Annotated in this window: 26 protein-coding genes; 11 read left to right on the forward strand and 15 right to left on the reverse strand. The window is 68.7% G+C overall.

Annotation, left to right across the window (positions count from 1 at the left end):
• Positions 1–69 precede the first annotated feature (69 nt).
• From OG205_RS22230 to OG205_RS22245, 4 genes are all read right to left on the reverse strand, one after another.
• Positions 70–1173 carry a glycosyltransferase family 4 protein gene (locus OG205_RS22230; protein WP_330270043.1) on the reverse strand — a complete coding sequence of 368 codons (1104 nt, stop codon included), beginning with the start codon at positions 1171–1173 and terminating at the stop codon, positions 70–72.
• 10 nt (positions 1174–1183) lie between these two features.
• On the reverse strand, positions 1184–1774 hold the full coding sequence (locus OG205_RS22235) for a hypothetical protein (RefSeq protein ID WP_330270044.1): 591 nt from the start codon (positions 1772–1774) through the stop codon (positions 1184–1186).
• A gap of 193 nt (positions 1775–1967) precedes the next feature.
• Positions 1968–2972 carry a C40 family peptidase gene (locus OG205_RS22240; protein ID WP_330270045.1) on the reverse strand — a complete coding sequence of 335 codons (1005 nt, stop codon included), beginning with the start codon at positions 2970–2972 and terminating at the stop codon, positions 1968–1970.
• Positions 2973–3037: 65 nt separating this feature from the next.
• The gene (locus OG205_RS22245; RefSeq protein WP_330278204.1) at positions 3038–4396 is read right to left on the reverse strand and encodes an NYN domain-containing protein; all 1359 of its coding nucleotides are present in this window, start codon (positions 4394–4396) and stop codon (positions 3038–3040) included.
• A 183-nt stretch (positions 4397–4579) separates the two neighbouring features.
• Here OG205_RS22245 and OG205_RS22250 point away from each other — a divergent pair, with 183 nt between their 5' ends.
• Positions 4580–6280: a DEDD exonuclease domain-containing protein gene (locus tag OG205_RS22250; RefSeq protein WP_330270046.1), complete on the forward strand. Its 1701-nt coding sequence runs from the start codon at positions 4580–4582 to the stop codon at positions 6278–6280.
• A gap of 259 nt (positions 6281–6539) precedes the next feature.
• A complete protein-coding gene (locus OG205_RS22255; RefSeq protein WP_030465012.1) occupies positions 6540–6827 on the forward strand; it encodes an Lrp/AsnC family transcriptional regulator in 288 nt (95 codons plus the stop codon).
• Positions 6828–6901: 74 nt separating this feature from the next.
• Here the strand turns inward: OG205_RS22255 and qcrB are convergent, their stop codons facing one another.
• The 4 genes from qcrB to ctaE are packed head-to-tail and all read right to left on the reverse strand — an operon-like array spanning position 6902 to position 11160.
• Positions 6902–8566, reverse strand: coding sequence for a cytochrome bc1 complex cytochrome b subunit (qcrB, locus tag OG205_RS22260; RefSeq protein ID WP_330270047.1), 1665 nt, complete (start codon positions 8564–8566; stop codon positions 6902–6904).
• Positions 8563–9687, reverse strand: coding sequence for a cytochrome bc1 complex Rieske iron-sulfur subunit (gene qcrA / locus OG205_RS22265; protein WP_330270048.1), 1125 nt, complete (start codon positions 9685–9687; stop codon positions 8563–8565). Before qcrA ends, qcrB begins: the two co-directional genes overlap by 4 nt.
• Entirely contained in the window at positions 9684–10496 is an 813-nt protein-coding gene (qcrC, locus tag OG205_RS22270) for a cytochrome bc1 complex diheme cytochrome c subunit (protein WP_319978393.1), read from the reverse strand. The genes qcrA and qcrC overlap by 4 nt, the downstream gene beginning before the upstream one ends.
• A 52-nt stretch (positions 10497–10548) precedes the next feature.
• The gene (gene ctaE, locus OG205_RS22275) at positions 10549–11160 is read right to left on the reverse strand and encodes an aa3-type cytochrome oxidase subunit III (protein ID WP_330270049.1); all 612 of its coding nucleotides are present in this window, start codon (positions 11158–11160) and stop codon (positions 10549–10551) included.
• 93 nt (positions 11161–11253) lie between these two features.
• Between ctaE and OG205_RS22280 the strand changes: the two genes are divergently transcribed.
• The 4 genes from OG205_RS22280 to OG205_RS22295 all read left to right on the forward strand — a co-directional run bounded on the left by OG205_RS22280 (position 11254) and on the right by OG205_RS22295 (position 14046).
• Entirely contained in the window at positions 11254–11667 is a 414-nt protein-coding gene (locus OG205_RS22280; RefSeq protein ID WP_330270050.1) for a hypothetical protein, read from the forward strand.
• Between the two features lie 65 nt (positions 11668–11732).
• The gene (locus tag OG205_RS22285; protein WP_330270051.1) at positions 11733–12143 is read left to right on the forward strand and encodes a hypothetical protein; all 411 of its coding nucleotides are present in this window, start codon (positions 11733–11735) and stop codon (positions 12141–12143) included.
• Between the two features lie 7 nt (positions 12144–12150).
• Positions 12151–13203 carry an anthranilate phosphoribosyltransferase gene (trpD, locus tag OG205_RS22290; RefSeq protein ID WP_330270052.1) on the forward strand — a complete coding sequence of 351 codons (1053 nt, stop codon included), beginning with the start codon at positions 12151–12153 and terminating at the stop codon, positions 13201–13203.
• Between the two features lie 156 nt (positions 13204–13359).
• Positions 13360–14046 (forward strand): lysophospholipid acyltransferase family protein, encoded by a 687-nt coding sequence (locus OG205_RS22295; RefSeq protein ID WP_330270053.1) that lies wholly within the window; start codon positions 13360–13362, stop codon positions 14044–14046.
• A gap of 177 nt (positions 14047–14223) precedes the next feature.
• Here OG205_RS22295 and OG205_RS22300 read toward each other — a convergent pair whose 3' ends face one another.
• Positions 14224–14640, reverse strand: coding sequence for a cytochrome c oxidase subunit 4 (locus OG205_RS22300; RefSeq protein ID WP_330270054.1), 417 nt, complete (start codon positions 14638–14640; stop codon positions 14224–14226).
• A gap of 13 nt (positions 14641–14653) precedes the next feature.
• Positions 14654–15586 carry an aa3-type cytochrome oxidase subunit II gene (gene ctaC, locus OG205_RS22305; protein ID WP_330270055.1) on the reverse strand — a complete coding sequence of 311 codons (933 nt, stop codon included), beginning with the start codon at positions 15584–15586 and terminating at the stop codon, positions 14654–14656.
• A gap of 181 nt (positions 15587–15767) precedes the next feature.
• Between ctaC and asnB the strand changes: the two genes are divergently transcribed.
• On the forward strand, positions 15768–17696 hold the full coding sequence (gene asnB, locus OG205_RS22310) for an asparagine synthase (glutamine-hydrolyzing) (RefSeq protein ID WP_330270056.1): 1929 nt from the start codon (positions 15768–15770) through the stop codon (positions 17694–17696).
• A 36-nt stretch (positions 17697–17732) separates the two neighbouring features.
• Here asnB and OG205_RS22315 read toward each other — a convergent pair whose 3' ends face one another.
• Together OG205_RS22315 and OG205_RS22320 are read right to left on the reverse strand one after the other, a co-directional pair.
• Entirely contained in the window at positions 17733–18509 is a 777-nt protein-coding gene (locus OG205_RS22315) for a class I SAM-dependent methyltransferase (protein ID WP_330270057.1), read from the reverse strand.
• Between the two features lie 7 nt (positions 18510–18516).
• Positions 18517–19449 (reverse strand): carbohydrate kinase family protein, encoded by a 933-nt coding sequence (locus tag OG205_RS22320; protein ID WP_330278205.1) that lies wholly within the window; start codon positions 19447–19449, stop codon positions 18517–18519.
• 157 nt (positions 19450–19606) lie between these two features.
• Between OG205_RS22320 and OG205_RS22325 the strand changes: the two genes are divergently transcribed.
• Positions 19607–19780: a hypothetical protein gene (locus OG205_RS22325; protein WP_170176554.1), complete on the forward strand. Its 174-nt coding sequence runs from the start codon at positions 19607–19609 to the stop codon at positions 19778–19780.
• 123 nt (positions 19781–19903) lie between these two features.
• Here the strand turns inward: OG205_RS22325 and OG205_RS22330 are convergent, their stop codons facing one another.
• Positions 19904–20272, reverse strand: a complete 369-nt coding sequence (locus tag OG205_RS22330; RefSeq protein WP_030474606.1) for a HesB/IscA family protein — start codon at positions 20270–20272, stop codon at positions 19904–19906.
• 184 nt (positions 20273–20456) lie between these two features.
• Positions 20457–21491 (reverse strand): glycerate kinase family protein, encoded by a 1035-nt coding sequence (locus OG205_RS22335; RefSeq protein ID WP_330270058.1) that lies wholly within the window; start codon positions 21489–21491, stop codon positions 20457–20459.
• A 42-nt stretch (positions 21492–21533) separates the two neighbouring features.
• On the opposite strand from OG205_RS22335, the gene OG205_RS22340 reads away from it, so the two are divergent.
• The 3 genes from OG205_RS22340 to OG205_RS22350 are packed head-to-tail and all read left to right on the forward strand — an operon-like array spanning position 21534 to position 23812.
• The gene (locus tag OG205_RS22340; RefSeq protein ID WP_330270059.1) at positions 21534–22160 is read left to right on the forward strand and encodes a DUF3043 domain-containing protein; all 627 of its coding nucleotides are present in this window, start codon (positions 21534–21536) and stop codon (positions 22158–22160) included.
• Complete coding sequence (locus OG205_RS22345) at positions 22161–22793, forward strand: class I SAM-dependent methyltransferase (RefSeq protein WP_330270060.1); 633 nt, start codon at positions 22161–22163, stop codon at positions 22791–22793.
• A 32-nt stretch (positions 22794–22825) separates the two neighbouring features.
• Complete coding sequence (locus tag OG205_RS22350; protein WP_330270061.1) at positions 22826–23812, forward strand: aldo/keto reductase family protein; 987 nt, start codon at positions 22826–22828, stop codon at positions 23810–23812.
• Here OG205_RS22350 and OG205_RS22355 read toward each other — a convergent pair.
• Positions 23809–24009 carry a hypothetical protein gene (locus tag OG205_RS22355; protein ID WP_319978407.1) on the reverse strand — a complete coding sequence of 67 codons (201 nt, stop codon included), beginning with the start codon at positions 24007–24009 and terminating at the stop codon, positions 23809–23811. The genes OG205_RS22350 and OG205_RS22355 overlap by 4 nt on opposite strands.
• Positions 24010–24023 lie beyond the last annotated feature (14 nt).

A 24023-nucleotide genomic window follows, 5' to 3' on the forward strand; every position in this document is an offset into this window, starting at 1 on the left:
CCTGCACCTTCCACCTGCTGGAAGGTCAAGCCGATCAGGCGGATCCAGGTGCGATATATCGGATATCGGTCAGCCGATGAGGTTCTCGAGGCGGTGTGCGAGCTGGTCCCAGCGCCAGTGGTCGCTGACCCATTCCCTGCCCGTGCGGCCCATCTTGGACGCCGTCTCGGGATCGGCGAGCAACGAGGCGACCCGCTCGGCGACGTTCTCGACGTCGCGGCCGTCGACGACGTTGCCGGTGATGCCGTCGCGCACGGTCTCCGGAGCGCCGCCGGACCGTCCGGCCACCACGGGCAGCCCGGTCGCCGAGGCTTCCAGGTAGACGATGCCGAGGCCTTCGACGTCGAGACCGCGCCCACGCGTGCGGCACGGCATCGCGAAGACGTCGCCGGCGTTGTAGTGCGCGGGCAGTTCCTCCCACGGCACCGAGCCGGTCAGCACGATGTCCCGCGAACCGGCGGCCAGCTTCTCGAGCGTCGCCCGGTACGGCCCGCCGCCGACGATCAGCAGTGCGGCGTCCGGCACCGTCCGCTGGATCAACGGCAGCGCGCGGATCAGGACGTCCTGCCCCTTGCGCGGAACCAGGCGTGACACGCAGACGATCACCGGCCGGTCGCCCAGCCCGTACCGGCGGCGGATCTCGGCGCGCGCGGCGGGATCCGGGCGGTACAGCTCGGTGTCCACACCGGAGGGAAGGTGTTCGAGCGCCGCCATCGGACCGAACGCCGCCGCGAACCGCGAGCGGGTGTAGCGGCTGACGTAGGTCACGACGTCCACTCCGGACCCGATGGCCCGCAACGCCTGCCGCGCCACCGGCAACATCGACCAGCCGACCTCGTGCCCGTGCGTGCACGCCACCGCGCGACTGAGCCCGAGCGACGGCGCCAGCAACGCCAGCGGTGCCGCCGCCCCGAACCACGCGGCCTCACACGACTCGGCGCGGGCGATGTCGCGGGCACGGGCGAGGACGTCCGGCGTCGGCAGCATCAACGACGTCGGGTGCCGCACCACCGGGAACGGCTGCTCGGCGTCGAACTCCTCCGCGCCCTTCCACTTCGGCGCGTACACGACGAGCGAGTCCGCGGGCAGCCGTGTCGCCAAAGCGTGCAGGTAGGACTGGATGCCACCGGGGCGGGGCGGGAAGTCGTTGGTCACCAGCAAGGTACGGCGCACGAACTCAACGCTATCCGATGCTCGTTCTCAGGAACTCACGCCAACCCGCCACGTCGACGACGCTCGGGGCCACAGAAGACAACGACGCGTGCCGCAGGAAGAAGTCCACGACACCGCGCTCCCCCAGCCGCGACTCCAGGTAAACCATGATCGAGTACGCCTGCTGATAGGCCAGATCACGCCCGGAGCCGCCGAAGTCGGCAGGCAACGCCGAGACGTCCGGCGTGAGCAGCGGCGCGGCCTGGCGAAGCGACAACCCCGTGCCGTGGAACGCCACCCAGTCCGCGAACCCCTCCACCAGCCACAGCGGGGCCGAGTCCGAGGTCAGGTCGCGCGTCGCGACGTGCGTGATCTCGTGCCTCAGCAGCACGCGCAACTCCAGGTCCGACAACGCCGATGCCCGCACCCGGTTGATGACGACGCGCTGCCCGGAACCGTCGCTGTCCCGGATGGCGATTCCGGCCATGTCCGCGAACGCCGGTCCGACGAGCGACACCAGCTCGCTGTCCGTGGCCGGAACGACGACGTCGACCCGCCGACCCCAGCTGATATCCAATATATCGGCAACCTCGCGCACCGAGGAGTCCAGCGACCCCGACACCCTCGCCGCAAGCGCACCATCACAAGAACTGCTGGTCACGGTGCCTGATGCAGCCGTCAGCACAGCCTCATTGCAATGGGGTGTTGCGGTCGGCTGCAACTCAACGGGCCGTAGTGCAACGCTCATGCCCAGCAGGAACGTCATGGCGACGGTGACCGCCAGCAACGTCCGCAGGTGTTTCACCGGCGCAACGCTAGCCCTCGATGCGCCGAATCACCGCGATGGGCCCGATGGCGTCGATCGGTGCGATCTTCACCGGCTGACCCTCCGTCGAGGCGTGCACCGCCCGCGCGTTGTCGACGGCCATGGCGACGTGCGACCGGCTCGAGTAGTAGACGATCAGATCGCCCGCACGGACCTCGCCACGCGACACGGCGCGTCCGACCCCGGCCTGGCCGCCGGACGTGCGCGGGATCGTGAACCCGGCCGCCGCGTAGGCCTTCATCGTCAGCCCGGCGCAGTCCCACCGGTCCGGTCCGGTCCTGCCGTACTCGTACTCGTCCCCGCGCTGTCCCAGCGCGAAGTTCAGCGCGAGGCCCGCCGCTCCGGAAGGCACGCTGACCTGCGAGCGATCCCCCGGATCACGCAACTTGGTCACGACGGGGGCAGGCAGCCGCGTCAGCGCCGCCCGCACGTCGGTGATCTGCGCCTGCAACGCCTGGTTGCGCCCGTCGAGGTCGCTTTTCAGCTTCTCGGCCGCCGCGGTGGTCTCCGCGGCACGGGCGCGCGCGTTCTCCGCCACCTGGTGCGCCTGCCGGGCCTTCTCCACCGCGCCGGACAGCCGCGCGAGCGACTCCGCGTTGTCGGCAGCCAGCACCCGCATCATCTCGAGGCGGTTCAGGAAGTCCTGCTGCGAGTCCGCCACGAGCAGCGCCGACAGCTGGTTGAAACGCGCACCCTCGAACGACGCCTGGGCGATGAGGTCGACCTGCACCTGGAAGTCGTCCTCGTCGCGCTTGGCCTGCCGTTCGACCTGCTGCGCCGCCGACACCGTCGCGGTCGCGCGGTCGAGTTCGGCCTTGCGCTGGACGAGATCCTCCTGCGCGCGCAGGACTTCCTCGTTGAGCTTCGTCGCCTGCGCCGTCAGATCCGCGTACGCGCGCGCGGGATCAGCCGGCTGCGCGGCTAAAGACACGGCCGGAGTCGCCGACAGCAACAGCAGGAGAACCACAAGACCACGGGTGAAGTTGCGCGACATGAGGTCGCCGATCCCCCTCGCCAGAACAAGCCCGTCAAGATCGACGGCGTCAGGCTACCGGGTGATCAAACGCGCCCGAGACGGGCCAGCAACACCGCGGACGGCACCGGGTGCGCACCGCGGCGACGCACCGAATCCGCGACCGCGCGATCCGACGTCACGACCACCACGGGCCGTCCCTCAGGCTCCGCGGTGACCAGCGCACGAATGACGTCGTCCGCCAGAACACCGGGATCACTGAAGAGCACGCGCACGCCACGAGGAGCCGCGGCGGGTACCGCCACCACGCCGGCGCCGTCGAACACCAACGTCACCTCGGCACCCGTGCGCGCGGCGAGCACCGCCAGCTGGTGCACGAGCCGATCGCGTTGATCCGACAGCGACAGCTCCGGATAACCGGTCTTCGTGACGTTGTAGCCGTCCACCACCAAGTGCACCGCGGGCAACGCCAGCAGCCGGTCCAGGGCCGCCGGGTCCTCCACCCGTCCCACGGCCCCCTGGGACGTGCTGGCGCCTCGCACGAGGTCGGCGGGACGCGGCCCGGTGCCTTCGCCCAGGGCCAGCTCACGACGCAGGCCCGTGACGGCGCCGTCGAGGGTGTCCACGAGCAACGCGAGCCGCACCTCGTCGGCCTGCCGGGCCTCCCGCGCGGACTGCCGCGCCACCTCGGCGTCGGCGATCGCCCGTTGCGCCTTGCCGCGCTCGGTCTCGGCGCGTTCCCGTTCCCGGTCGCGCTCGGCGGACAGGCGCTTGACCTCGTCCGCGGTGCGCACCTGGATCTTGTCGACCTCGGCGGCCGCCGCCGCTGCCGCGTCCTTGGCCTCACGCAGCTTCACGCCCTGCTCGCGCAACCGCTTGCGCAGGCGTTCCAGCTCGACCTCGGCGTCCGCGCGAACGCGTTCGGTGGCGCCGTCGAGCTGGGTGCGCTCGGCCCGCAGCCGTTCCAGCTCGTTTTCCATCCGTTCCGCGCGCATGACGGCCGTGTCCCGTTCGGCTCGCAGCGTCGCGTCGCCCACCCGTCGCGAGACCAGCTCCACGTAGTGCAGCGCCACGTCGTCCCCGGTCAGCACTGCCGCCGCGGCCGCCGTCACCGGATCCGGCGAGGTCACCTCCAGCGTCGACGGCCTGTTCTTGCGCAGCCACTCGATCACGGCGGTGCGGAAGTTCGCCGAGTCGCGCAGGCCGGCGACGACCTGCGTGCCGCCCAGACGAGCGCGTTTGGTCGGGGCGAACTTCGCCACGGGGCGCAGGTGCTGGGGCACGTCGACCTTCGCCATCTCGCCCAACGCGTCGGCACCGAGTTCCGCGAGCCTCACCCGCAACGGCTCCGGCAGGGCCGACCAGTCCACAGTGGATTCCTCTGAGGATTCCTCTGCGGACTCACCCGCCTCGTCGGCGGGCTGGTCGAAGTCGGGCGCGGGCATCGGGTCGGGCACCCCATCAGGCTAGAGCCCTCGCGCTTGAGCAGCGCACGGACGTGTCCGCCCTTCGGAACAACGATCTGGAAAAGATCACCCGAAGATCACTCCAATGGAGCAACCGCAGGTCACGGCATCGCGAAGGATCACCGCCGAAAATTGTCAGACCCCGCCGCTAACGTCGGCCACGTGACCGGACAACTGTCCTTCGACGAGCTCGGGACGCCCCTGCGCGACACGACGTTCGTCGTCTTCGACCTGGAGACGACGGGCGGCAGCGCCGAGGAGGACGCCGTCACCGAGATCGGCGCGGTGAAGGTCCGAGGCGGCCAGATCCTCGGCGAGTTCGCGACCCTCGTCGACCCCGAACGCGGCATCCCGCCGATGGTCGCGCAGCTGACCGGGATCACGCAGCTGATGGTGACGGGCGCGCCGACCATGAAGACGGTGCTGCCCGCGTTCCTCGAGTTCGCGGCCGGAGCGGTGTTGGTGGCGCACAACTCGGGCTTCGACGTCGGCTTCATGAAGGCCGCCTGCGAACGGCACGGCTACCGCTGGCCGAAGCCGCCGGTCGTGTGCACGGTGAAGCTCGCACGGCGGGTCCTGAGCCGCGACGAGGCGCCGTCGTGCCGGCTGTCCGCGCTCTCGGACCTGTTCCACACGGAGACCAAGCCGACGCACCGGGCGCTGGCCGACGCCCGCACGACCGTCGAGGTGCTGCACGCGCTGCTGGAACGAGTCGGCAACGTCGGCGTGCACTCCCTGGAGGAGCTGCTGGCGTACCTGCCGGAGGTGACGCCGGAACAACGCCGCAAACGCTCCCTGGCCGCCCACCTGCCGTCCACGCCGGGCGTGTACCTCTTCCGCGGTCCGAAGGAGGAGGTGCTCTACGTCGGCACGGCGTCAGACCTGCGCCGCCGGGTCCGCCAGTACTTCACGGCCAGCGAAGGCCGCCGCAGGCTGCGCGAGATGGTCGCGCTCGCGGTGCGCGTCGACGCCGTGGAGTGCGCCCACCCGCTGGAGGCCGAGGTGCGCGAGCTACGGCTCCTGCGCGCACACCGCCCCGCGTACAACCGACGCTCGAAGAACCCCCACCACGCCTGGTGGCTCACCCTGACCGACGAGCCGTTCCCGCGGATCTCGCTGGTCAAGGTCCCCCGGGACGGCGCTCTGGGCCCGTTCCGCACCCGGAAGGCCGCCGAGTCGGTCGCGGACGCGCTGCTCGACGCCGTCCCGCTGCGCTCGTGCACCATCAAGATCCCCGCAGCGAACCAACGAGCGTCCCCGTGCGCACTGGCCGAACTCGACCGCTGCAAGGCTCCATGCGCAGGCAGGCAGTCCGTCGACGAGTACTCCCCCGCCGTCGTGGCCGTGCAGGATCTGGTCATCGGCCGCAGCGCGGACCCGTTACGCACTCTCGTCACCCAGCTCGACGACCTGGCGTCGGCCGAGCGCTTCGAGGAGGCCGCCCGCCGCCGCGACCGCCTGGCGGGCCTGGTCCGGTCCCTGGACCGCGCCCAGCGACTGGCCGCCCTCGCCGCCCTGCCCCAACTCGTGGCCGCCCGCCCGGACCGCGAAGGCGGCTGGGAGTTCTCCGTCGTGCGCTACGGCCGCCTGGCCTCCGCCGGGGTCGCCCGCCGCGGCACCCGCCCGATGCCGGTGGTCGACGCACTCGTCGCCTCCGCCGAAACGGTCATCCCGACCCCCGGTCCACTGCGCGGCGCGCCGCCGGAAGAAGCCGGGGTCGTCCTGCGCTGGCTCGACCAACCGGGCACCCGCCTCGTCTACGCCGATGAGCCGTGGTCTTCCCCCGCCGGCGCCGCCGCGGCATGGGTGCCTTGGGCCGAACAAGCCGCGAGCGCCCGCCCCATCCACGACCACTGGAACTGACCCCGAACGCCCCCGTTGCACACCCTTATGCAAAAAACGTTTGCGGACGTCCGCAAACGTTTTTTGCATAAGGGTTGATATGCGCAGGTCAGCATGGGTGGCGGTAACCGATATATCAGCTGGGATGTCGACAAAGCGACACGTGCGAGGTGAGCTCGGTTCGCATCCCGTGACCGGCGACGTCCTCACACCGGTGATCAGGCGGTAGGGCAGACTACGGGTGCTTGAGACACCGGAGCCCAGACCCGAGGAGGACGCCGTGGTCACCGCCATCGTGCTGATCCAGGCCGCCGCCGAACGCATTCCCGAGGCCGCGCAGGAGATCGCCGACATCGACGGAGTCACCGAGGTGTACTCCTGTGCCGGTGACGTGGACCTGATCGCGCTGGTGCGGGTCAGCAAGCACGAGGACCTCGCCGCCCTGGTGCCCGGCAAGATCAGCAAGGTCGCCGGTGTGCTGAACACCGACACGCACATCGCGTTCCGCAGCTACTCGAAGCGCGACGACGAGGCCGCGTTCTCCATCGGCCTGGACGACGCCCAGTAGCCCGAACCACCAAGACAGCGAAAGGCCCCCGTGAGGATTCACGGGGGCCTTTCAGTGCTTCACGACCGAGAAGGTCAGGCCTTCGGGTCGGACGGCTTGCCCGCGAGCTCGCCGGCCGTGTCCTGGGCGCTGGTGCCCTCGGTCACGTGGTTCTTCGCGCGCGCGTTCTCCAGGGCCACGGTCTCCTCGACCGGGTCCGGCGACCACGTACTGCCGGCGACCGGGTGACCGGCCGAGCCGAGCTTGTTCATCTTCTTCGGCACCGACGCGCCCTGGTAGGCGAGCGGGATCGGGTGGCCGTGGTCGTCCACCGGGCCGAGCGGCTGGTGGATCTCGATGAACTCGCCGTGCGGCAGGCGCTTGATGATGCCGGTCTCGACACCGTGCTCGAGCACCTCGCGGTCGCCGCGCTGCAGGCCGATGCAGATCCGGTACGCGACGAAGTACGCGATCGGAGGCAGGACCAGCATGCCGATGCGGCCCATCCACGTCGTCAGGTTCAACGAGATGTCGAACTGGTACGCGAAGATGTCGTTGCCGCCCATGAGCAGCAGGACCATGAAGTACGTGATCGCCATCCAGCCGAGCGCGGTGCGGACCGGAACGTCACGCGGGCGCTGCAGCAGGTTGTGGTGCGCGTAGTCCTTGGTCATCTTCTTTTCGATCCACGGGTAGACCGCCGCGATACCGGTCAGCAGCGGCAGACCGAGGATGAACGGCAGGAACGCACCGGGGATCGTGTAGTTGCCCAGGTAGAACTCCCACGCGGGCCAGATGCGGACCAGGCCGTCGGTCCAGCCCATGTACCAGTCGGGCTGCGAGCCGGCGGAGATCTGCGCGGGGTTGTACGGGCCGAAGTTCCAGATCGGGTTGATCTGGAAGACGCCACCCATGATCGCGATGACACCGACGACGATGGCGAAGAAGCCACCGCCCTTCGCGGCGAACACCGGCATGATGCGGACGCCGACGACGTTGGTCTCCTTGCGGCCCACGCCCGGGAACTGCGTGTGCTTCTGGTACCAGACCAGCGCCAGGTGCGCCGCGATCAGACCCAGGATGATCGCCGGGATGATCAGGATGTGCGCGGTGTAGAGCATCGGGATGATGTCCGTGCCGGGGAACTCCCCGCCGAACATCAGCCAGTTGATCCACGTGCCGACCACCGGGAACGAGATCAGCAGGGCCGCCATGACGCGGAGGCCGGTGCCGGAGAGCAGGTCGTCCGGCAGCGAGTAGCCGAGGAAGCCCTCGATCGCGCCGAGCATGAACAGCACGATGCCGATGACCCAGTTGATCTCACGCGGCCTGCGGAACGCGCCGGTGAAGAAGATCCGGAACATGTGCACGACGATCGCCGCCATGAACAGCAGCGCCGCCCAGTGGTGCACCTGGCGGACGAACAGGCCACCGCGCGTCTCGAACGAGATGTCGAGCGTGGACGCGAACGCCCGCGACATCTCGATGCCGCGCAGGTTCTCGAACGAGCCGTTGTAGGTGACCTCGGTCATCGACGGGTCGAAGAACAGAGCGAGGTACGTACCCGACAGCAGCAGCACGATGAAGCTGTACAGCGCGATCTCACCGAGCAGGAACGACCAGTGCGTCGGGAAGACCTTGTTGATTTGTTTGCGCAGGCCAGAGGCCGCGTGGTACCGCTCGTCGGCAGCGTTGGCCGCCGCCCCTGCGACGCGCGCGGCCGCGTTGGCCGGCTTCGTCGGCGTGGTGATGGCACTCATGACTTCCGCTCCCAGAACGCCGGACCCACAGCCTCGATGAAGTCGCTGCGGGCAACCAAGTATCCGTCTTCGTCCACCGTGATCGGAAGCTGGGGAAGAGGACGGGTTGCCGGACCGAACCGCGGCTTGGCGTACTCGAACACGTCGAACTGCGACTGGTGGCACGGGCAGAGCAGCAGACCGGTCTGCTGTTCGAACAGCGACGTCGGGCATCCAAGGTGCGTGCAGATCTTGGAGTACGCGTAGAGGTCGCCGTAGTTGAAGTCTTCCTGACCTGCGCGCTTGGTGACCGCCTGGTTCGGGCGCATGCGGATGAGCATGACCGGCGCGTCGGCCCGCTTGAGGGCCGCGACCAGGGCGTGCTCGTCCTCGCGCTCGGACTCCCGGAACGGGAACACCGTCTCGAAGCCGCCCGGCTCGACGTCCTCGGGACGCACCAGGGAGACCTCGTGGAAGTTGCCGGTGTGGCGGCGCAGGTAGACCTTCTCGCCCTTTTCGGCCTTCCAGCCGGTGTGCCACAGCGAGTTCTTGGTCTCGCTGTCCGCGTGCGGGTTCTTGATGAGCGCGCCCAGCGGGACGGCCGCGACGCCCAGACCCAGCACGCCGGCGCCGAGGCCCGCGGTGCGCTTGATCAGGCTGCGGCGCCCGATGCCGCTGCGCGCGCCCGCGTCGGCGAGTTCCGCGACCAGGGTGGCGCGGTCGACCTCGGCCGACGGGCCGTCGTGGCGCTGCTGCACCGCGAGCTCTTCGGGGATGAACTTCTTGGTGTAGAGCAGCGCGGCGACGCCGAGCGCCACCACCGACAGGCCCAGGAACAGGCCGATCAGCGGGTTGTAGAGCATGTGCAGCAGGTGGCCGTCGGTGTGCGGGGCCTCGTACTGCCACGGCCAGAACAGGAACACGCCGAGGAAGGCCAGCCCGGACAGCGCGGAGATCACGAACCAGAGCGCGACGACGCGCTCGGCGCGACGCTCGGCACGCGTCCCGGGGACCGGGAACCTCTCCTCGTAGTGGACGAGCTCGACGCCGTCCATCTTCGTGCCGAGCCTGACGAGGTCGTCCCGGCTCATCTCCGCGAGTTCTGCCTCGCTGGGCAGCTCGATCGGCTTGTCGCCGCTCATGCCTTGGCTCCGATCCAGAGGGTCACGCCGATGAGCGCGGCGATGCCCACGATGAACGCGATCAATCCCTCGGACACGGGTCCGAACCCGCCCAGGGGGTTACCGCCGGAGTTGTTGTTTCCGTCGGTGACCGACTTGACGTACGCGATGATGTCTTTCTTCTCTTCCGGCGTCAGCTGGCGCTCGCCGAACTTCGGCATGTTCTGCGGGCCGGTCAGCATCGCCGTGTAGATCTGCTCCTCGGTCACGCCGTCGAGTTCCGGCGCGAACTTGCCGGACGACAGCGCGCCGCCGCGACCCGTGAAGTTGTGGCAGCTGGCGCAGTTGAGGCGGAAGAGCTCGCCACCGCGGGCGGGGTTGTCGCCGCGCAGGGCCTCGCCGGACTCGGAGGGCTTCTTCGGGCCCTCGCCACCGTTGGCGGTGATGTAGGCCATCAGTGCGTTGATCTCCTCGGGGGAGAGCTTCGCGGGCTTGCGGATGGCCTGCGCCTCCTGCCGCGCCATGGGCATGCGGCCGGAGGAAGTCTGGAAGTACACCGCGGCGTCACCGACGCCGATCAGGCTCGGCCCGCGGTCCTTGACACCTTCGAGGGACTTGCCGTGGCAGCCCGCGCAGGTGTTCAGGTAGATCTGCTCGCCCTGGCGGACCAGAGCGTCCTCCTGCTGCGCCTGGGCGGTCTGCGCCTGGGGCGCGAACGCGGCGAACAGCATGCCTGCGCTGAGCAGGGCGAAGCCCAGCGCGAGCAGACCGGCGACCCGGCGGCGCAGCTTCGTGCGGGCGCCGCGCGGGCGTTTCGTAGTGGTGGTCATGGTGTGCGGCAACCCTTGCTGTCAGTTCGGGAGCTCGTGGCTGGGGAGCAGGTCAGGGCACGATGTAGATGATGGCGAAGAGCCCGATCCACACGACGTCGACGAAGTGCCAGTAGTACGACACGACGATGGCGGAGGTGGCCTGCGCCGGCGTGAACTTGCTGAGCTTCGTCCGGATCAACAGGTAGACGAACGCGATCAGACCGCCGATGACGTGCAAGCCGTGGAAGCCGGTCGTGAGGTAGAAGACCGTGCCGTAGGCCGACGACGGGATCGTCGTGCCCTCCTCGACGAGGGTGAGGTACTCACCCGCCTGGCCTCCGACGAAGATCGCTCCCATGATCAACGTCACGATGTACCAACGACGCAGACCGAACACGTCGCCCCGCTCAGCGGCGAACACGCCCCACTGACACGTGAAGGACGACGCGACCAGGATGATCGTGAAGACCGCCGCGTAGGGAACGTTCAGGTGGGTGGGCGCTGGGGGCCAATGCCCAGTGTCGTTCTGGGCCTTCACCGTGAAGAACATGGCGAAGAGGCCAGCGAAGAACATGAGCTCGCTGGACAGCCAGACGATCGTGCCGACGCTGACCATGTTCGGGCGGTTCAGCGAGTGCACGCGCTGGCCGATTGAAGGCGCTGCCGTGGTCACGCGCAGCATTATTGCCTGCGGAATTTCCGTCCGCCCATCGGGTCCTGCGCGGATCATGGGTCGGCTGGGTCACACAGCCGGTGATCGCGAGGAGATCAACGAATGGGTTCACTGGGCCGATTGCGGGACATGCTGCGCCAACTCCTGCGACGGGACGAGGTGCCGACGCTGTCGATCGACGATCCGGCGCTCGTCGTCGTGGTCGAGGCGTTCGACATCGCGGAAGCCGATTCGGCCGCTCTGGCCCGTTCGCCACAGTGGCGTGCCGACGATCTCGCGGTGCTCCGGCACCACCTGCGCATCCCCGCTGACCAGGTCGAACGCGCGCGAGAACTGCTCACGCCCGACGGCTGGGTGCTCGTTGCCGGTGATATATCGCATATCAGTCGCGTGCAGAAGCTGGACGCCCTGCACTGCGCCCAGGAGCGGTCGAGGATGGCCTCACTGGCGCAGCGACTCGGTGGCGACGCCCTGGGGTGGGACGCCCTGCAGAAACCACACGAACCGGCCCGATAGCATCACGGCGACCTTGGTCACTTTCTTCAGGACCGCAGTCGGCAGTCGCAGCGGAGGATCCAGAGATGAGCACGCAGACCACGAAGATCCTGGTGTTCAGCCACCGGCCCGAGGTGCGTGAGACGATCATCACTGCGGTCGGCCGCCGGCCTGCGCCGGACCTCGCGCGCGTCGAGTACGTCGAGGTGGGCGCTATCGCGGACGTCCTCTACGAGGCGGACAACGGCACCGTCGACCTGCTGATCCTCGACGGCGAGGCGCAGCCGACCGGCGGCATGGGCCTGTCCCGCCAGCTCAAGGACGAGATCACGAACTGCCCGCCGATCATCGTGGCGGTGCGCCGCAAGGACGACAGGTGGCTCGCGACCTGGTCGCAGGCGGACGCGGTGCTGGTGCACCCGCTCGACCCGCTGGCCGCCGCCGAGACCGTGGCCGAGGTGCTGCGGGGCTTGGCATCGCCCGTCGTCAAGGGCTGATCCCGCCATGAGCCAGCGCACCTGGCCCTCGCTGCTCAACCGGTTGCTCGACGGCGTCGACCTGACCGCCGACGACACCGCCTGGGGAATGGACCAGGTGATGTCCGGCGAGGCGACCGCGGCGCAGATCGCGGCGTTCGTCGTCGCGTTGCGCGCCAAGGGCGAGACGCCGGAGGAGGTCGACGGCCTCGCGACGATGATGCTCAACCACGCGAACCGGTTCACGGTGGACGTGCGGGCGACCGACATCGTGGGCACCGGCGGCGATCATTCCGGTTCGGTGAACATTTCGACGATGGCCGCGATCATCACGGCCGCCGCGGGCGTGCCCGTGGTCAAGCACGGCAACCGCGCGGCGTCGTCGCAGTGCGGCACGGCGGACGTCCTGGAGGCACTGGGCGTCGCGATCGACCTGCCCGCCGCCGGCGTGCAGGAGACCGTGCGCGAGCTCGGCATCGGTTTCTGCTTCGCGCCGGTGTTCCACCCCGGTTTCCGGCACGCGGGCCCGGTGCGGCGGGAGATCGGCATTCCCACGTCGTTCAACCTGCTCGGACCCCTGACGAACCCGGCACAGCCCACGGTCGGCCTGATCGGCTGCGCGCGGGCGTCCGCGGCGCCGCTGATCGCCGGCGTGTTCGCGCGGCGCCGCAACACCGCGCTGGTGGTGCGGGGCGACGACGGCCTCGACGAGATCACCACGACCACGACGACGTCCGCGTGGCTCGCGCAGGACGGTGTGGTGCGCACGGAGACCATCGATCCGACGGTGCTCGGCGTGAAGCCTGCCCGCGAGGAGGACCTGAAGGGCGGCGACTCGTCGGTCAACGCCCAGGTGGTCCGCGACCTCGTGGCCGGCAAGACGGGTTCGGTGCGGGACGCGGTGCTCGTGAACGCGGCGGGCGCCATCGCGGCGCACGGCGGGTTCTCCGACGACCTGCACGCCGACCTGACGGCCTCGCTGAGCCGCGCGGCCGACGCCATCGACTCAGGCAGGGCGGCGACGCTGCTGGGCCGTTGGGTGGAGCTCTCACAGGCTCTGAAGGCGTCTCCGAAGAAGTAACCGAAAGGCTGACTGAGCGGTTTCGGTCACGCGTCGTCGTCGACGCGTGACCCTGCTCGCACGGCCGCCGCATCGGCGTAGTCCGAGCGAGTGATGGGCCAGAGATGCGCGCCACGTGGTAACGCCGTCGCAACGGCCACCTGGAATGCTGGAGTCATGGCCCTCCTCTACCCGGTGATGAAGCACGTCGTCGCGCGCACAGCCCGTCTGGTCTACCGCCCGGTGGTGGACGGTCTGGAGAACATCCCCACCGACGGCCCCGTCATCCTGGCGGCCAACCACCTCAGCTTCATCGACAGCGTCGTGATCCCGATGGTCGTGCCGCGCCGGGTGTCGTTCCTCGCGAAGGCGGAGTACTTCACGGGCACCGGTCTGAAGGGCTCGCTGTCGCGCAGGTTCTTCTCCTCGCTCGGCCACGTGCCGGTGCACCGCGGCAAGGGCCGTGACGCGCGCGCCGCTCTCGACACGGCCGCCGACATCCTGGCGCGGGGTGACGCCTTCGCCATCTACCCGGAGGGCACGCGCTCGCTCGACGGCATGCTCCACCGCGGCCGGACCGGTGTCGCCCGCATGGCGCTGGAGTCCGGGGCCCCGGTCATCCCGGTCGGGATCATCGGCACGGACAAGGTGCAGCCGGTCGGCAGCAGGTTCCCGAAGATCGTCCCGGTGACGGTCCGCTTCGGGGAGCCGCTCGACTTCAGCCGCTACGACGGCATGCAGGATTCGCTGCCGGTGCTGCGCAGCGTCACCGACGAGATCATCTACCGCATCCTGGACCTGAGCGGCCAGGAGTACGTCGACGCGTACCAGAAGGCGCCCGAGAAGGTCGCGGCCGCCGCGTAGCCGCCGCAGCCTCGTTCCAGGCCTGCGAAAGGGCCCTCCCCGCTGTTGCCGGGAGGGCCCTTTCGCGCGATATGCGATGTATCACATACGGGATATCAGTCCACTCACGACTGAGGCCCCCTCCACAGTGGAGAGGGCCTCGGTCGAAGCGATATCCGACGTATCGGATAGTGGATATCAGTCGTGGTTGGGTCCGGTGTGGTACTCGAACACCAGACCGCCGACCATGACCAGCACCATGATGATGGCGATCACGAGCAGCCACACGTGCCAGAACGCCAGCGCGACACCGGTGGTCGCCGCCGCGGCGGCGAGACCGACCGGCCAGTACGAGCCGGGGCTGAAGAAGCCCAGCTCGCCGGCGCCGTCGGACACCTCGGCATCGGGGTTGTCCTCCGGCCGCACCTCGATGCGGCGGGCGACGAACCGGAAGTAGGTGCCGGTGATGAGGGCCAGGCCACCGGTCAGCGCGAGTGCCACCGTGCCGGTGGGCTCGACGTGGCCGGTCGCCAGGTGCGTCCAGTAGCCGTAGACGACGGCCATCAGGAACGAGAAGGCCATCACCAGGTCGAATACGCGAGCTTCGATCTTCATCGCGAGGCGTTCCCTACTTCTGGCCCGCACCGGAGGCTTCGCGCGCCGTCCGGTCGGTGTTGAACGGGGTGGTCGTCGTGGCCAGCGGTGAACACCACTTGTCACAGTTCACCTGAGAGAGGGCCTCGGCCGTGGTGTACGGCTTGCCCGTCTTCTCGTTGACCTGCTTGCGCAGCTCGATGTACTTCTCGAAGTCGGCTTCCTCCAGGGCGCGGACCTCGAAGTTCATCACCGCGTGGTACGAGCCGCAGAGCTCGGCGCAACGGCCGACGAACGCGCCAGGACGGTCGATCTGGTCGATCTGGAAGACGTTGTCCTGGTTGTTCTTCTCCGGCATCGGGAAGACGTCCCGCTTGAAGTGGAACTCCGGCACGAAGAACGAGTGGATGACGTCCGTCGAGCGCAGCGTGAACTGGATGCGCTTGCCGGCCGGCAGCACCATGATCGGGACCTCGCCCGAGGTGCCGACCGTGCTGACGACGTTGCCCTCTTCGGTCTTGTGGTCCGGGTACTGGAACTCCCAGTTCCACTGGAACGCGATCACGTCGATGTTGACGTCGGGCTTGCCCGACTTGTCCGTGATGTAGTTCTGCGTGACGGCGGTGAAGTAGAACAACACCGCCACGATCACCGTCGGCACGACGATGAGCACGATCTCCAGCGGGAGGTTGTACGCCGTCTGACGCGGCAGCTCCTCGGACTTCTTGCGGTGGAACACCACCGACCACAAGATCAGGCCCCACACGATGACGCCGACGACGAGCGCGGCGACCACGGACCAGGTCCAGAGCTCGCGCATCTTCTCGGCCTGCGGCGTGACGGCCTGCGGCCATCCGAAGCGCAGCACCTCGTCCGTGGAGCAACCGGTGGCCCCGATGCCGACCAGGCCTACCAGCCCAGCGGTCTTCACCAGCCGGGATGCCCTGGTGCCCTCCTTCAGGCCCACTGCTCGCCCGCCTCCTCGTTCCATGCCAACGGATCAAGCGGGAGCGTAGCCCAGCGCAACGGCGCTCACCCCTTGGGGGCACCGCCGCTGCGGTGCAGTTTCGGTCACACAAAGCCCCTTCGGCATACTGAGGACTTCCCCGTGGTCTTCCCCTTCGTGTTTCTTGAGAGGTGCGAGAGCCTTGTGCGGCCTGGCAGGACTTGTTTGCCCTAGCGAGAACGAGGCCGAGAACGCGCGCCCGGCCATGGAGGCCGCGCTGCGCTGCATGCGGCACCGCGGACCGGACGAGAGCGGCACCAGGCGGGTCGACGAGGTCGTGTTCGGCTTCAACCGGCTCGCCATCATCGACATCGAGCACTCCCACCAGCCGTTGACCTGGGGTCCGGCGGAGTCGCCGAGCCGGTACACGATCAACTTCAACGGCGAGATCTACAACTACCTGGAGTTGCGCGCCGAGCTCACCGAGAAGCACGGCGCGGTCTTCCACACCGACGGCGACACGGAGACCATCGTCGCCGCCTACCACTACTTCGGTCCCGCGGCGATCACGAGGCTGCGCGGCATGTTCGCGTTCATGATCTGGGACTCCGAGCGCGACATCGTGTTCGGCGGCCGCGACCCGTTCGGCATCAAGCCGCTGTACTGGGCGCAGGGTCAGAGCGGGGTCGCGTTCTCCAGCGAGAAGAAGCTCCTGCTGGAGATCGCCTCCACGATCGGCATCGCCCCGAAGATGAACGTCAAGGGGCTGCAGCACTACCTCACGCTGCAGTACGTGCCGGAGCCCGCCTCGCTGCACGACTCGATCTACCGCGTCGAGTCGGGCCACTCGTTCACGCTGGTCCCGGGCGAGTCGCCGAAGTTCGAGCGGTACTTCCCTGCGAACTTCAAGGTCCGCACGGTCCGCAGCGAGGGCGAGGCCGACGCGCTCTACGACGAGATCACCGCCGCGCTGCGCGACTCGGTCGCCAAGCACATGCGCGCGGACGTGACGGTCGGGTCGTTCCTGTCCGGCGGCATCGACTCGACGGTGGTCGCGGCGCTGGCCAAGGAGCACAACCCGGACCTGATCACGTTCACGACGGGGTTCGAGCGCCAGGGGTTCTCCGAGGTCGACGTGGCCGCGGAGTCGGCGGCGCTGATCGGCGTGAAGCACGTGGTCCGCACGGTCAGCGCGCAGGAGATGATGGACTCCCTGCCGCTGATCACCTGGTACCTCGACGACCCGGTGGCCGACCCGGCGCTGGTGCCGTTGTGGTTCATCGCACGTGAGGCGCGTCAGCACGTGAAGGTCGTCCTGTCCGGTGAGGGCGCGGACGAGCTCTTCGGCGGGTACACGATCTACCGCGAGCCGTTGTCGCTGGCGGGGTTCGAGAAGGTGCCGGGCGCGCTGCGCAAGGCCATGGGCAAGGTCTCCACGAAGATCCCGCACGGTGTGCGCGGCAAGGACCTGCTGCGTCGTGGGGCTTTGACGCTGGAGGAGCGCTACTACGGCAACGCGCGCATCTTCCTCGACGACCACCTGCGGCAGGTGTTGCGCACGTACGACCCTGCGGTGTCCCACATGGACGCGACGGCCCAGCCGTACCGCGAGTCGCGCAACTGGGATCCGGTGACGCGCATGCAGCACGTCGACCTGTTCACGTGGCTGCGCGGGGACATCCTGGTCAAGGCCGACAAGATGACCATGGCGAACTCGCTGGAGCTGCGCGTCCCGTTCCTCGACCCCGAGGTCTTCAAGATCGCGTCGCAGATCCCGAGTGAGTTGAAGATCACGAAGGACACGACGAAGTTCGCGCTGCGCAAGGCGATCCGCGACATCGTGCCGGCGCACGTGCTGAACCGCCGCAAGCTGGGCTTCCCGGTGCCGATCCGGCACTGGCTCAAGGACGAGATGCACGACTGGGCCGTCGACATCGTGCGCACGTCGCAGACCGACCAGTACATCGACAAGTCCGCGGTGCTGCGGCTGATCGAGGAGCACCGTTCCGGCGTGCTCGACCACAGCCGCCGCATCTGGGCGCTGCTGGTGTTCATGATCTGGCACGGCATCTTCGTCGAGGGCCGCATCCAGCCGGTGGTGCCGGAGCCGCACTACCCGGTCAAGCTCTAGCGGTTCGGGCCCCTCTCCGGAGGGGCCCTTCTCGTTCTACCGGCGTCCCTGAGCGCTGCAGATCGCGTACGAGCTGACGACGGTGTCCGGGGACGCCATCAGTTCCAGGTAGCGGTCGAACTCGTCGTCGGTGAGCGGGAGCTTCGGGCGCATCAGCCGCGCGGTCGCGGCGAGCAGGCGGCAGCCCGCGGAACCGCCCTCCCACTCCCGCACCTCACGGGAGCCGCTGACGTCGTTCAGCCCGGCGTCGATCAGCGCCCTCTCGACGCGCGCGCCCCACGCCAGTTCGGCGCCCGCGTGGTCGAGCAACGTCAGCAGGGCGTTCTTCACCCGCATGATCAGCTTCGCGTCCTCGGGGCCGGACGACGGCCCGGTCGACAGGACTTCGAGCGGGAGGCAGTCGAACTCCTCGAGCACGAGCCATCCGCCGGGACGCAGCGAGTCGCGCAGCTTGCGCAACACGAGCTCGCGGGCGGGGAGGTAGAAGAGCACCAGGCGGGCGTGGACCAGGTCGAACGCGTTGCCGGGCAATATATTGGATACCACGTCGTGCTCCAGAACGGTGACGTTGTCCCGTTCCTCGAGCCGGGTGACGTCGATGTCGGTGACCGTCACGTGCCCGGACGGAGCGACGACGTCGGCGAGCCAGTTCGCCACCGACCCGCCACCACCTCCGACTTCGAGGCAGCGCCAGCCGTCCGCCACACCCAGCTGCTCGACGCGGGCGAACGTGCCCGCGTCGAGCAGTGAGCTCAGCGCGTCGAACTTAGGATCGAGCGACTCACCGGTGTCGCCGAACAGGTACGTCCCCATTGTCCGATCATGGCAGGACGGGAGCGATCTCCTCAGCGGCTTCCGCACCAAACGCGCCACGAATGCGAGCGAGCGCCGCCTCGCGCTCGATCACCCACTCCTGCGTGCCCACGGTCTCGAGCACCTCGACGGCGATGAACGAGCCGAGCTGAGCAGCGCGTTCGATGCTCAGGCCCGCGGTGATGCCGGCCAGGAAGCCCGCGCGGAAGCCGTCGCCGACGCCGGTCGGGTCGGTCTTCGCGACCTCGGGAACGGCGGGGACGTGCAGCGAGAAACCGTCGCGGTCGACGATCTCGACGCCCTTGGCGCCGAGCGTGGTGACGCGCTTGCCGACGCGGGCGAGGACGTCCGCCTCGGTCCAGCCGGTCTTCTGCAGCAGCAGTTCCCACTCGTAGTCGTTGCTGAAGAGGTACTCGGCGCCCTCGATGAACGCACGCGCCTGCTCGCCGTCCATGCGGGCGAGCTGCTGCGACGGGTCGACGGCGAACCGGTAGCCGCGCTGACGGCACTCGTCGGCGTGCCGGAGCATGGCCGCGGGGTCGTCCGGGCTGATGATGACGAGGTCGAGGTTCTCGACGCGGTTCGCGATCGGCGCGAGTTCGATGTTGCGCGACTCGGCCATCGCACCGGCGTAGAAGGAGGCGATCTGGCACATGTCGTCGTCCGTGGTGCAGACGAACCGCGCGGTGTGCGCGACCTCGGACACGTACACGCCGGACGTGTCGACGCCGTGCCGCTCGAGCCACGAGCGGTAGTCGTCGAAGTCCTCGCCGACGGCGCCCACGAGCACCGGCCGCACCCCGAGCACACCGAGGCCGAACGCGATGTTCGCGCCGATGCCACCGCGCCGGACTACGAGGTCGTCGACCAGGAAGCTCAGCGACACACGGTCGAGACGCTCCGCGACCAGCTGATCCGCGAATCGACCCGGAAAGTGCATCAGATGGTCGGTCGCGATGCTGCCGCACACGGCTAGGGGCACGTCGGCTCCTCTTTTCTTGTTGCGCTACGTGACAACTCACCCGGACGAGTACCGCTGTGAAGACTACTGTTTGGTAGGGCTACCGCAGGTCAGACCGCCGTCATACGGTCGGAAGGTGACGATCCCAGAGGCGACCACGATGAGTGAACTGATCGAGGACTGCGCGCAGCTCCCCTTCGCTCTGACCCACCCCGAGCACCCCCTTCCCGCCCCGCGCGACGCCGCGCCCTGGCAGGTCGACGAGCGGTGCGCCCACCAGGTCGAAGGCCTCGCCGAATACGGCGTCTAGCTTCTGGGCTCTACCTTCTCGCATCCCAGTCTGTCCGGGTCGTACCTGGCAGATTTCCTGGTCCACACGCGGAGAGGCCGCGTTCCCGTCGATGCGGGAACGCGGCCTCTCCGCGTGGTCGCCTTAGTGGAACGAGTCGCCGCAGGCGCAGGACCCGCCGGCGTTCGGGTTGTCGATCGTGAAGCCCTGCTTCTCGATCGTGTCCACGAAGTCGATGACAGCACCTTCGACGTACGGGGCGCTCATGCGGTCGACGGCGACCTTCATGCCGTTGAAGTCGACCATCGCGTCACCGTCGAGCGCACGCTCGTCGAAGAACAGCTGGTAACGAAGGCCGGCGCAACCACCGGGCTGGACGGCGATACGCAGGTGCATGTCATCGCGGCCCTCCTGGTCGAGCAGCGCCTTGGCCTTGACGGCGGCCGCATCGGTCAGCGTCACGCCGTGGCTGGGCGCCTCAGTGGTCGAAGCGGCATCCTGAGCGGTCGTCATGGCTCTCCTAAGAGGTCCTTTGCGGGCGGTTCACCCATCAACAACACGGGCGTTCCCCGCCTTGTTCCACTTCCCATGGTCCCACAACGGCGGGCCTCGTCGCCTCAAGTGTCGACTGTCACGTAGACCACGCTCAAGCCAACCGATATATCAGCTGGCCGCGAGCACGGCCTCACCTGCGCACCTATCGCGACCACTGCGTCGCCACGTGCCGAGCCGTTGCAATGAGACTTTTGCGGGCGAACGCAATCGACTTTTGCACAGAGCCGACGTGCTCGGACACCGAGTAGGCGGCCTGGACGCCGGCGGCGCCCATCTCGCGGCGGCCGACGCTGACCTGGCCCGCGACGGCGATGCACGGGATGCCTCGTTCGGCGGCGCCCGAGGCGACTGCGGTGATGAGCTTGCCGCGCAGTGACTGCCAGTCGAAGCTGCCTTCGCCGGTGAGGACGACGTCGGCGTCGTCGAGGGCGGCGTCGAGTCCGGTGAGTTCGCGGACGAGGCCCGCGCCGGACGTCACCGTCGCGCCCAAGGAGAGGAGCGCGGCTCCCAGACCGCCTGCCGCTCCGGCGCCCGGCATGTCGGACACCGCCTTGAGGACGTCCATGGCGGCGAGCTTCGCTTCGAGGCGTTCGACAGCCTCCGGGGACGCGCCCTTCTGCGGGCCGAACGTGTGCGCGGCGCCGTGCGGGCCGAGGAGCGGGTTCTCGACGTCGGACGCGGCCACGAGCGATATATCAGTGAGGTCGACGCCGGCGTCGACCAAAGCGGCGAGCATGCCGGCGCCGCCGTCGGTCGTCCCGGAGCCGCCCAGGCCGACCGTGATGACATCGTTGTCATGCGTGGCTGCCGCGATGAGCTCGCCGACGCCTCGCGTTGTCGCTGTCTCGCAGAATTGCGGGCGGACCTCGGCTGGGATGAGGTGGAGGCCGCATGCTTCGGCGGACTCAATGTATGCGACCCGTCGACCGTCGGTGTGCACGCTGAGCCAGCGCGCTTCGACCGGTTCGCCGAGCGGGCCCGTCACGCTGATATATCGGATTTCACCGTGGGTGGCGGCGTGCAGGACGTCGACGAAGCCGGGGCCTCCGTCGGCCAGCGGGCGTTGGGTGACGACGTCGTCGGGCTTGGCGTCGCGCCAGCCGGTGGCGATGGCGTCAGCGGCCTCGCGGGCGGTCAGGGTGCCGCCGAAGCAGTCCGGAGCGATGAGTACGCGCACCTCGCGAAAGGTACAGAAGAACCACTGTCCTACCCTGTCGTTGTGAGGTTCCTGCGTCGCAACGCCGCTGATACCGATGCCCCGGCCACCGAGTCGGCCGACGAGGCCATCGACTCCAACCGTTCCGCGGGCAAGGGCAGGCCCACGCCCAAGCGGCGTGAGGCCCAGGGCAGGCGTTCCGGGCCGGTGCCGCCGCCTCCCCGCACGCAGCGCGAGGCGTTCAAGCGCATGCGCGGCAACAAGGTGAGCAAGGAAGACCGCCGTGCCGCGGCCACCGAGCGTCGCCAGCGCATGATGGCGGGTGAAGACAAGTACCTGCTGCCGCGTGACCGCGGTCCGGTGAAGGCGTACATCCGCGACCTCGTCGACTCGCGGCGCAACCTCATGGGCCTGTTCATGCCGCTCGCGGTCCTGGTGTTCGTGGCGCTGCTGACGCCATCGCTGGCCGTGCAGCGGTACGCGACGCTGGCGACGACGTTCATGCTGATCGCGATGATCATCGAGGGCCTCGTGCTCGGCCGCCTCGTCACGCGCAAGGTGCGGGCGAAGTTCCCGACCGAGCCGATCAAGGGCATCTCGATCGGCTGGTACTCGTTCATCCGTGCGAGCCAGATCCGCAAGCTCCGCGTGCCCAAGCCGCGCGTGAAGCCGGGCGAAGCCATCAAGTAAGTGCGCGCGAAGCCGCTCAAGCTTCAGCTGCCGGAGAAGCTCTGGTGGGACCACAACGCGTGGTACCGCCGGTGGCTGCTCCGGCAGTTGCCGTCGCGGGCCCGATCGGCGCTGGACGTCGGGTGCGGCCACGGTGTCCTGGCGCGGTCGATCCCGGCCGACGAGGTCACGGCCATCGACGCCAGCGCGCGCATGATCGAACTCGCGAGCGCCACGAGCAGCCGGGTGCGGTGGATCCACGGGGACGTGCTCACCCACGACCTCGGGCAGTACGACGTCGTCACGGCCGAGGCGAGCCTGCACCACCTCCCGCTGCACGAAGGCCTCACGCGCCTGGCCGAGCTGACCAGGCCAGGCGGCACGCTGATTGTTGTCGGGCTCTACCTGACGGCCACACCGGCGGACTGGGCCGTGGAGATGGTGACGTTGCCCGCGAACGCGATCGTCGGCGTCGCCAAAGCCGTCAACGGAACAGCCGGCAAGCCGCACGACGTCGACATGCCCGTCGTGATGACCGCTCCGACGTTGAACGAGATCCGCGCGGCAGCACGGGAGATCCTGCCCGGCGCACGCGTCCGGAGGCACCTGTTCTGGCGGTATTCCATGGTGTGGCACGCGCCCGAAGTTCATTAGCAGCACGAACGATTTCGGCTAAGCTCGGATGTATGAAGTTCCGTCGACTCGGCCGCAGCGGCCTGTCCATCAGTGAGATCTCGTACGGCAACTGGCTCACGCACGGTTCCCAGGTCGAAGAGGACCAGGCCCACGCCTGCGTGAAGGCCGCGCTGGAGTCGGGGATCACGACCTTCGACACCGCCGACGTCTACGCCAACACCGCCGCGGAGTCGGTGCTCGGCCGGGCGCTGCAGGGTCAGCGGCGCGAGTCGCTCGAGATCCTCACCAAGGTCTACTGGCCGACCGGTCCCGGCGGCCCCAACGACCGCGGGCTCGGCCGCAAGCACATCATGGAGTCGGCCAACGCCTCGCTCAAGCGCCTGCAGACCGACTACGTCGACCTGTACCAGGCGCACCGGTTCGACTACAGCGTCCCGCTCGAGGAGACGATGCTGGCGTTCGCCGACCTCGTCCGCCAGGGCAAGGTCCTCTACGTCGGTGTCTCCGAGTGGACCGCCGACCAGATCACCCGCGGTGCCGCGCTGGCCCGCGAGTTGAACGTCCCGTTCGTGTCGCACCAGCCGCAGTACTCGATGCTGTGGCGCGTGATCGAGCCGCAGGTCATCCCGGCGTGCGAGCGCGAGGGCCTGAGCCAGATCGTCTTCTCCCCCGTCGCGCAGGGCATCCTGACCGGCAAGTACCTGCCGGGCGCAGACGTTCCCGAGGGGTCGCGCCTGGCCGACGCGCGCGGGTCTCAGATGATCGCGCGCTGGATGCGGGACGACGTGCTCAACGCCGTTCAGCAGCTCAAGCCGATCGCCGAGGAAGCGGGCATCACGCTGGCGCAGCTCGCCGTCGCGTGGGTGCTGAAGAACCCGAACGTCGCGTCCGCGATCATCGGCGCGTCACGTCCGGAGCAGGTCTTCGAGAACGTGAAGGCCATCGACGTCGAGCTCGGCGACGACGTGCTCACGCAGATCGACAAGGTCCTCGAAGGCGTCATCACCGACGACCCGCGGCTCACCGCCCAGGGCTAACCCGCTGGGTGCAGGCTCATCGGGCCGTACACCTCGGATTCCGAACGCAGCAGCGTGACCTGGTCGACCCCGGCGTCGACCAGGTCACGCCACTGCGCGCTGAACCAGTCCTCGGCCTCGGTCTGCTCGGCGAACGTCACATCCGGGCCCGCGACGTCGCGTCCCTGTGCATCCTGGTAGCGCCAGCGGTATTCCACGGACGAAGGCTAAC

Origin of the sequence: Lentzea sp. NBC_00516, from assembly GCF_036346835.1 — a bacterium.
GTDB lineage: Bacteria > Actinomycetota > Actinomycetes > Mycobacteriales > Pseudonocardiaceae > Lentzea > Lentzea sokolovensis.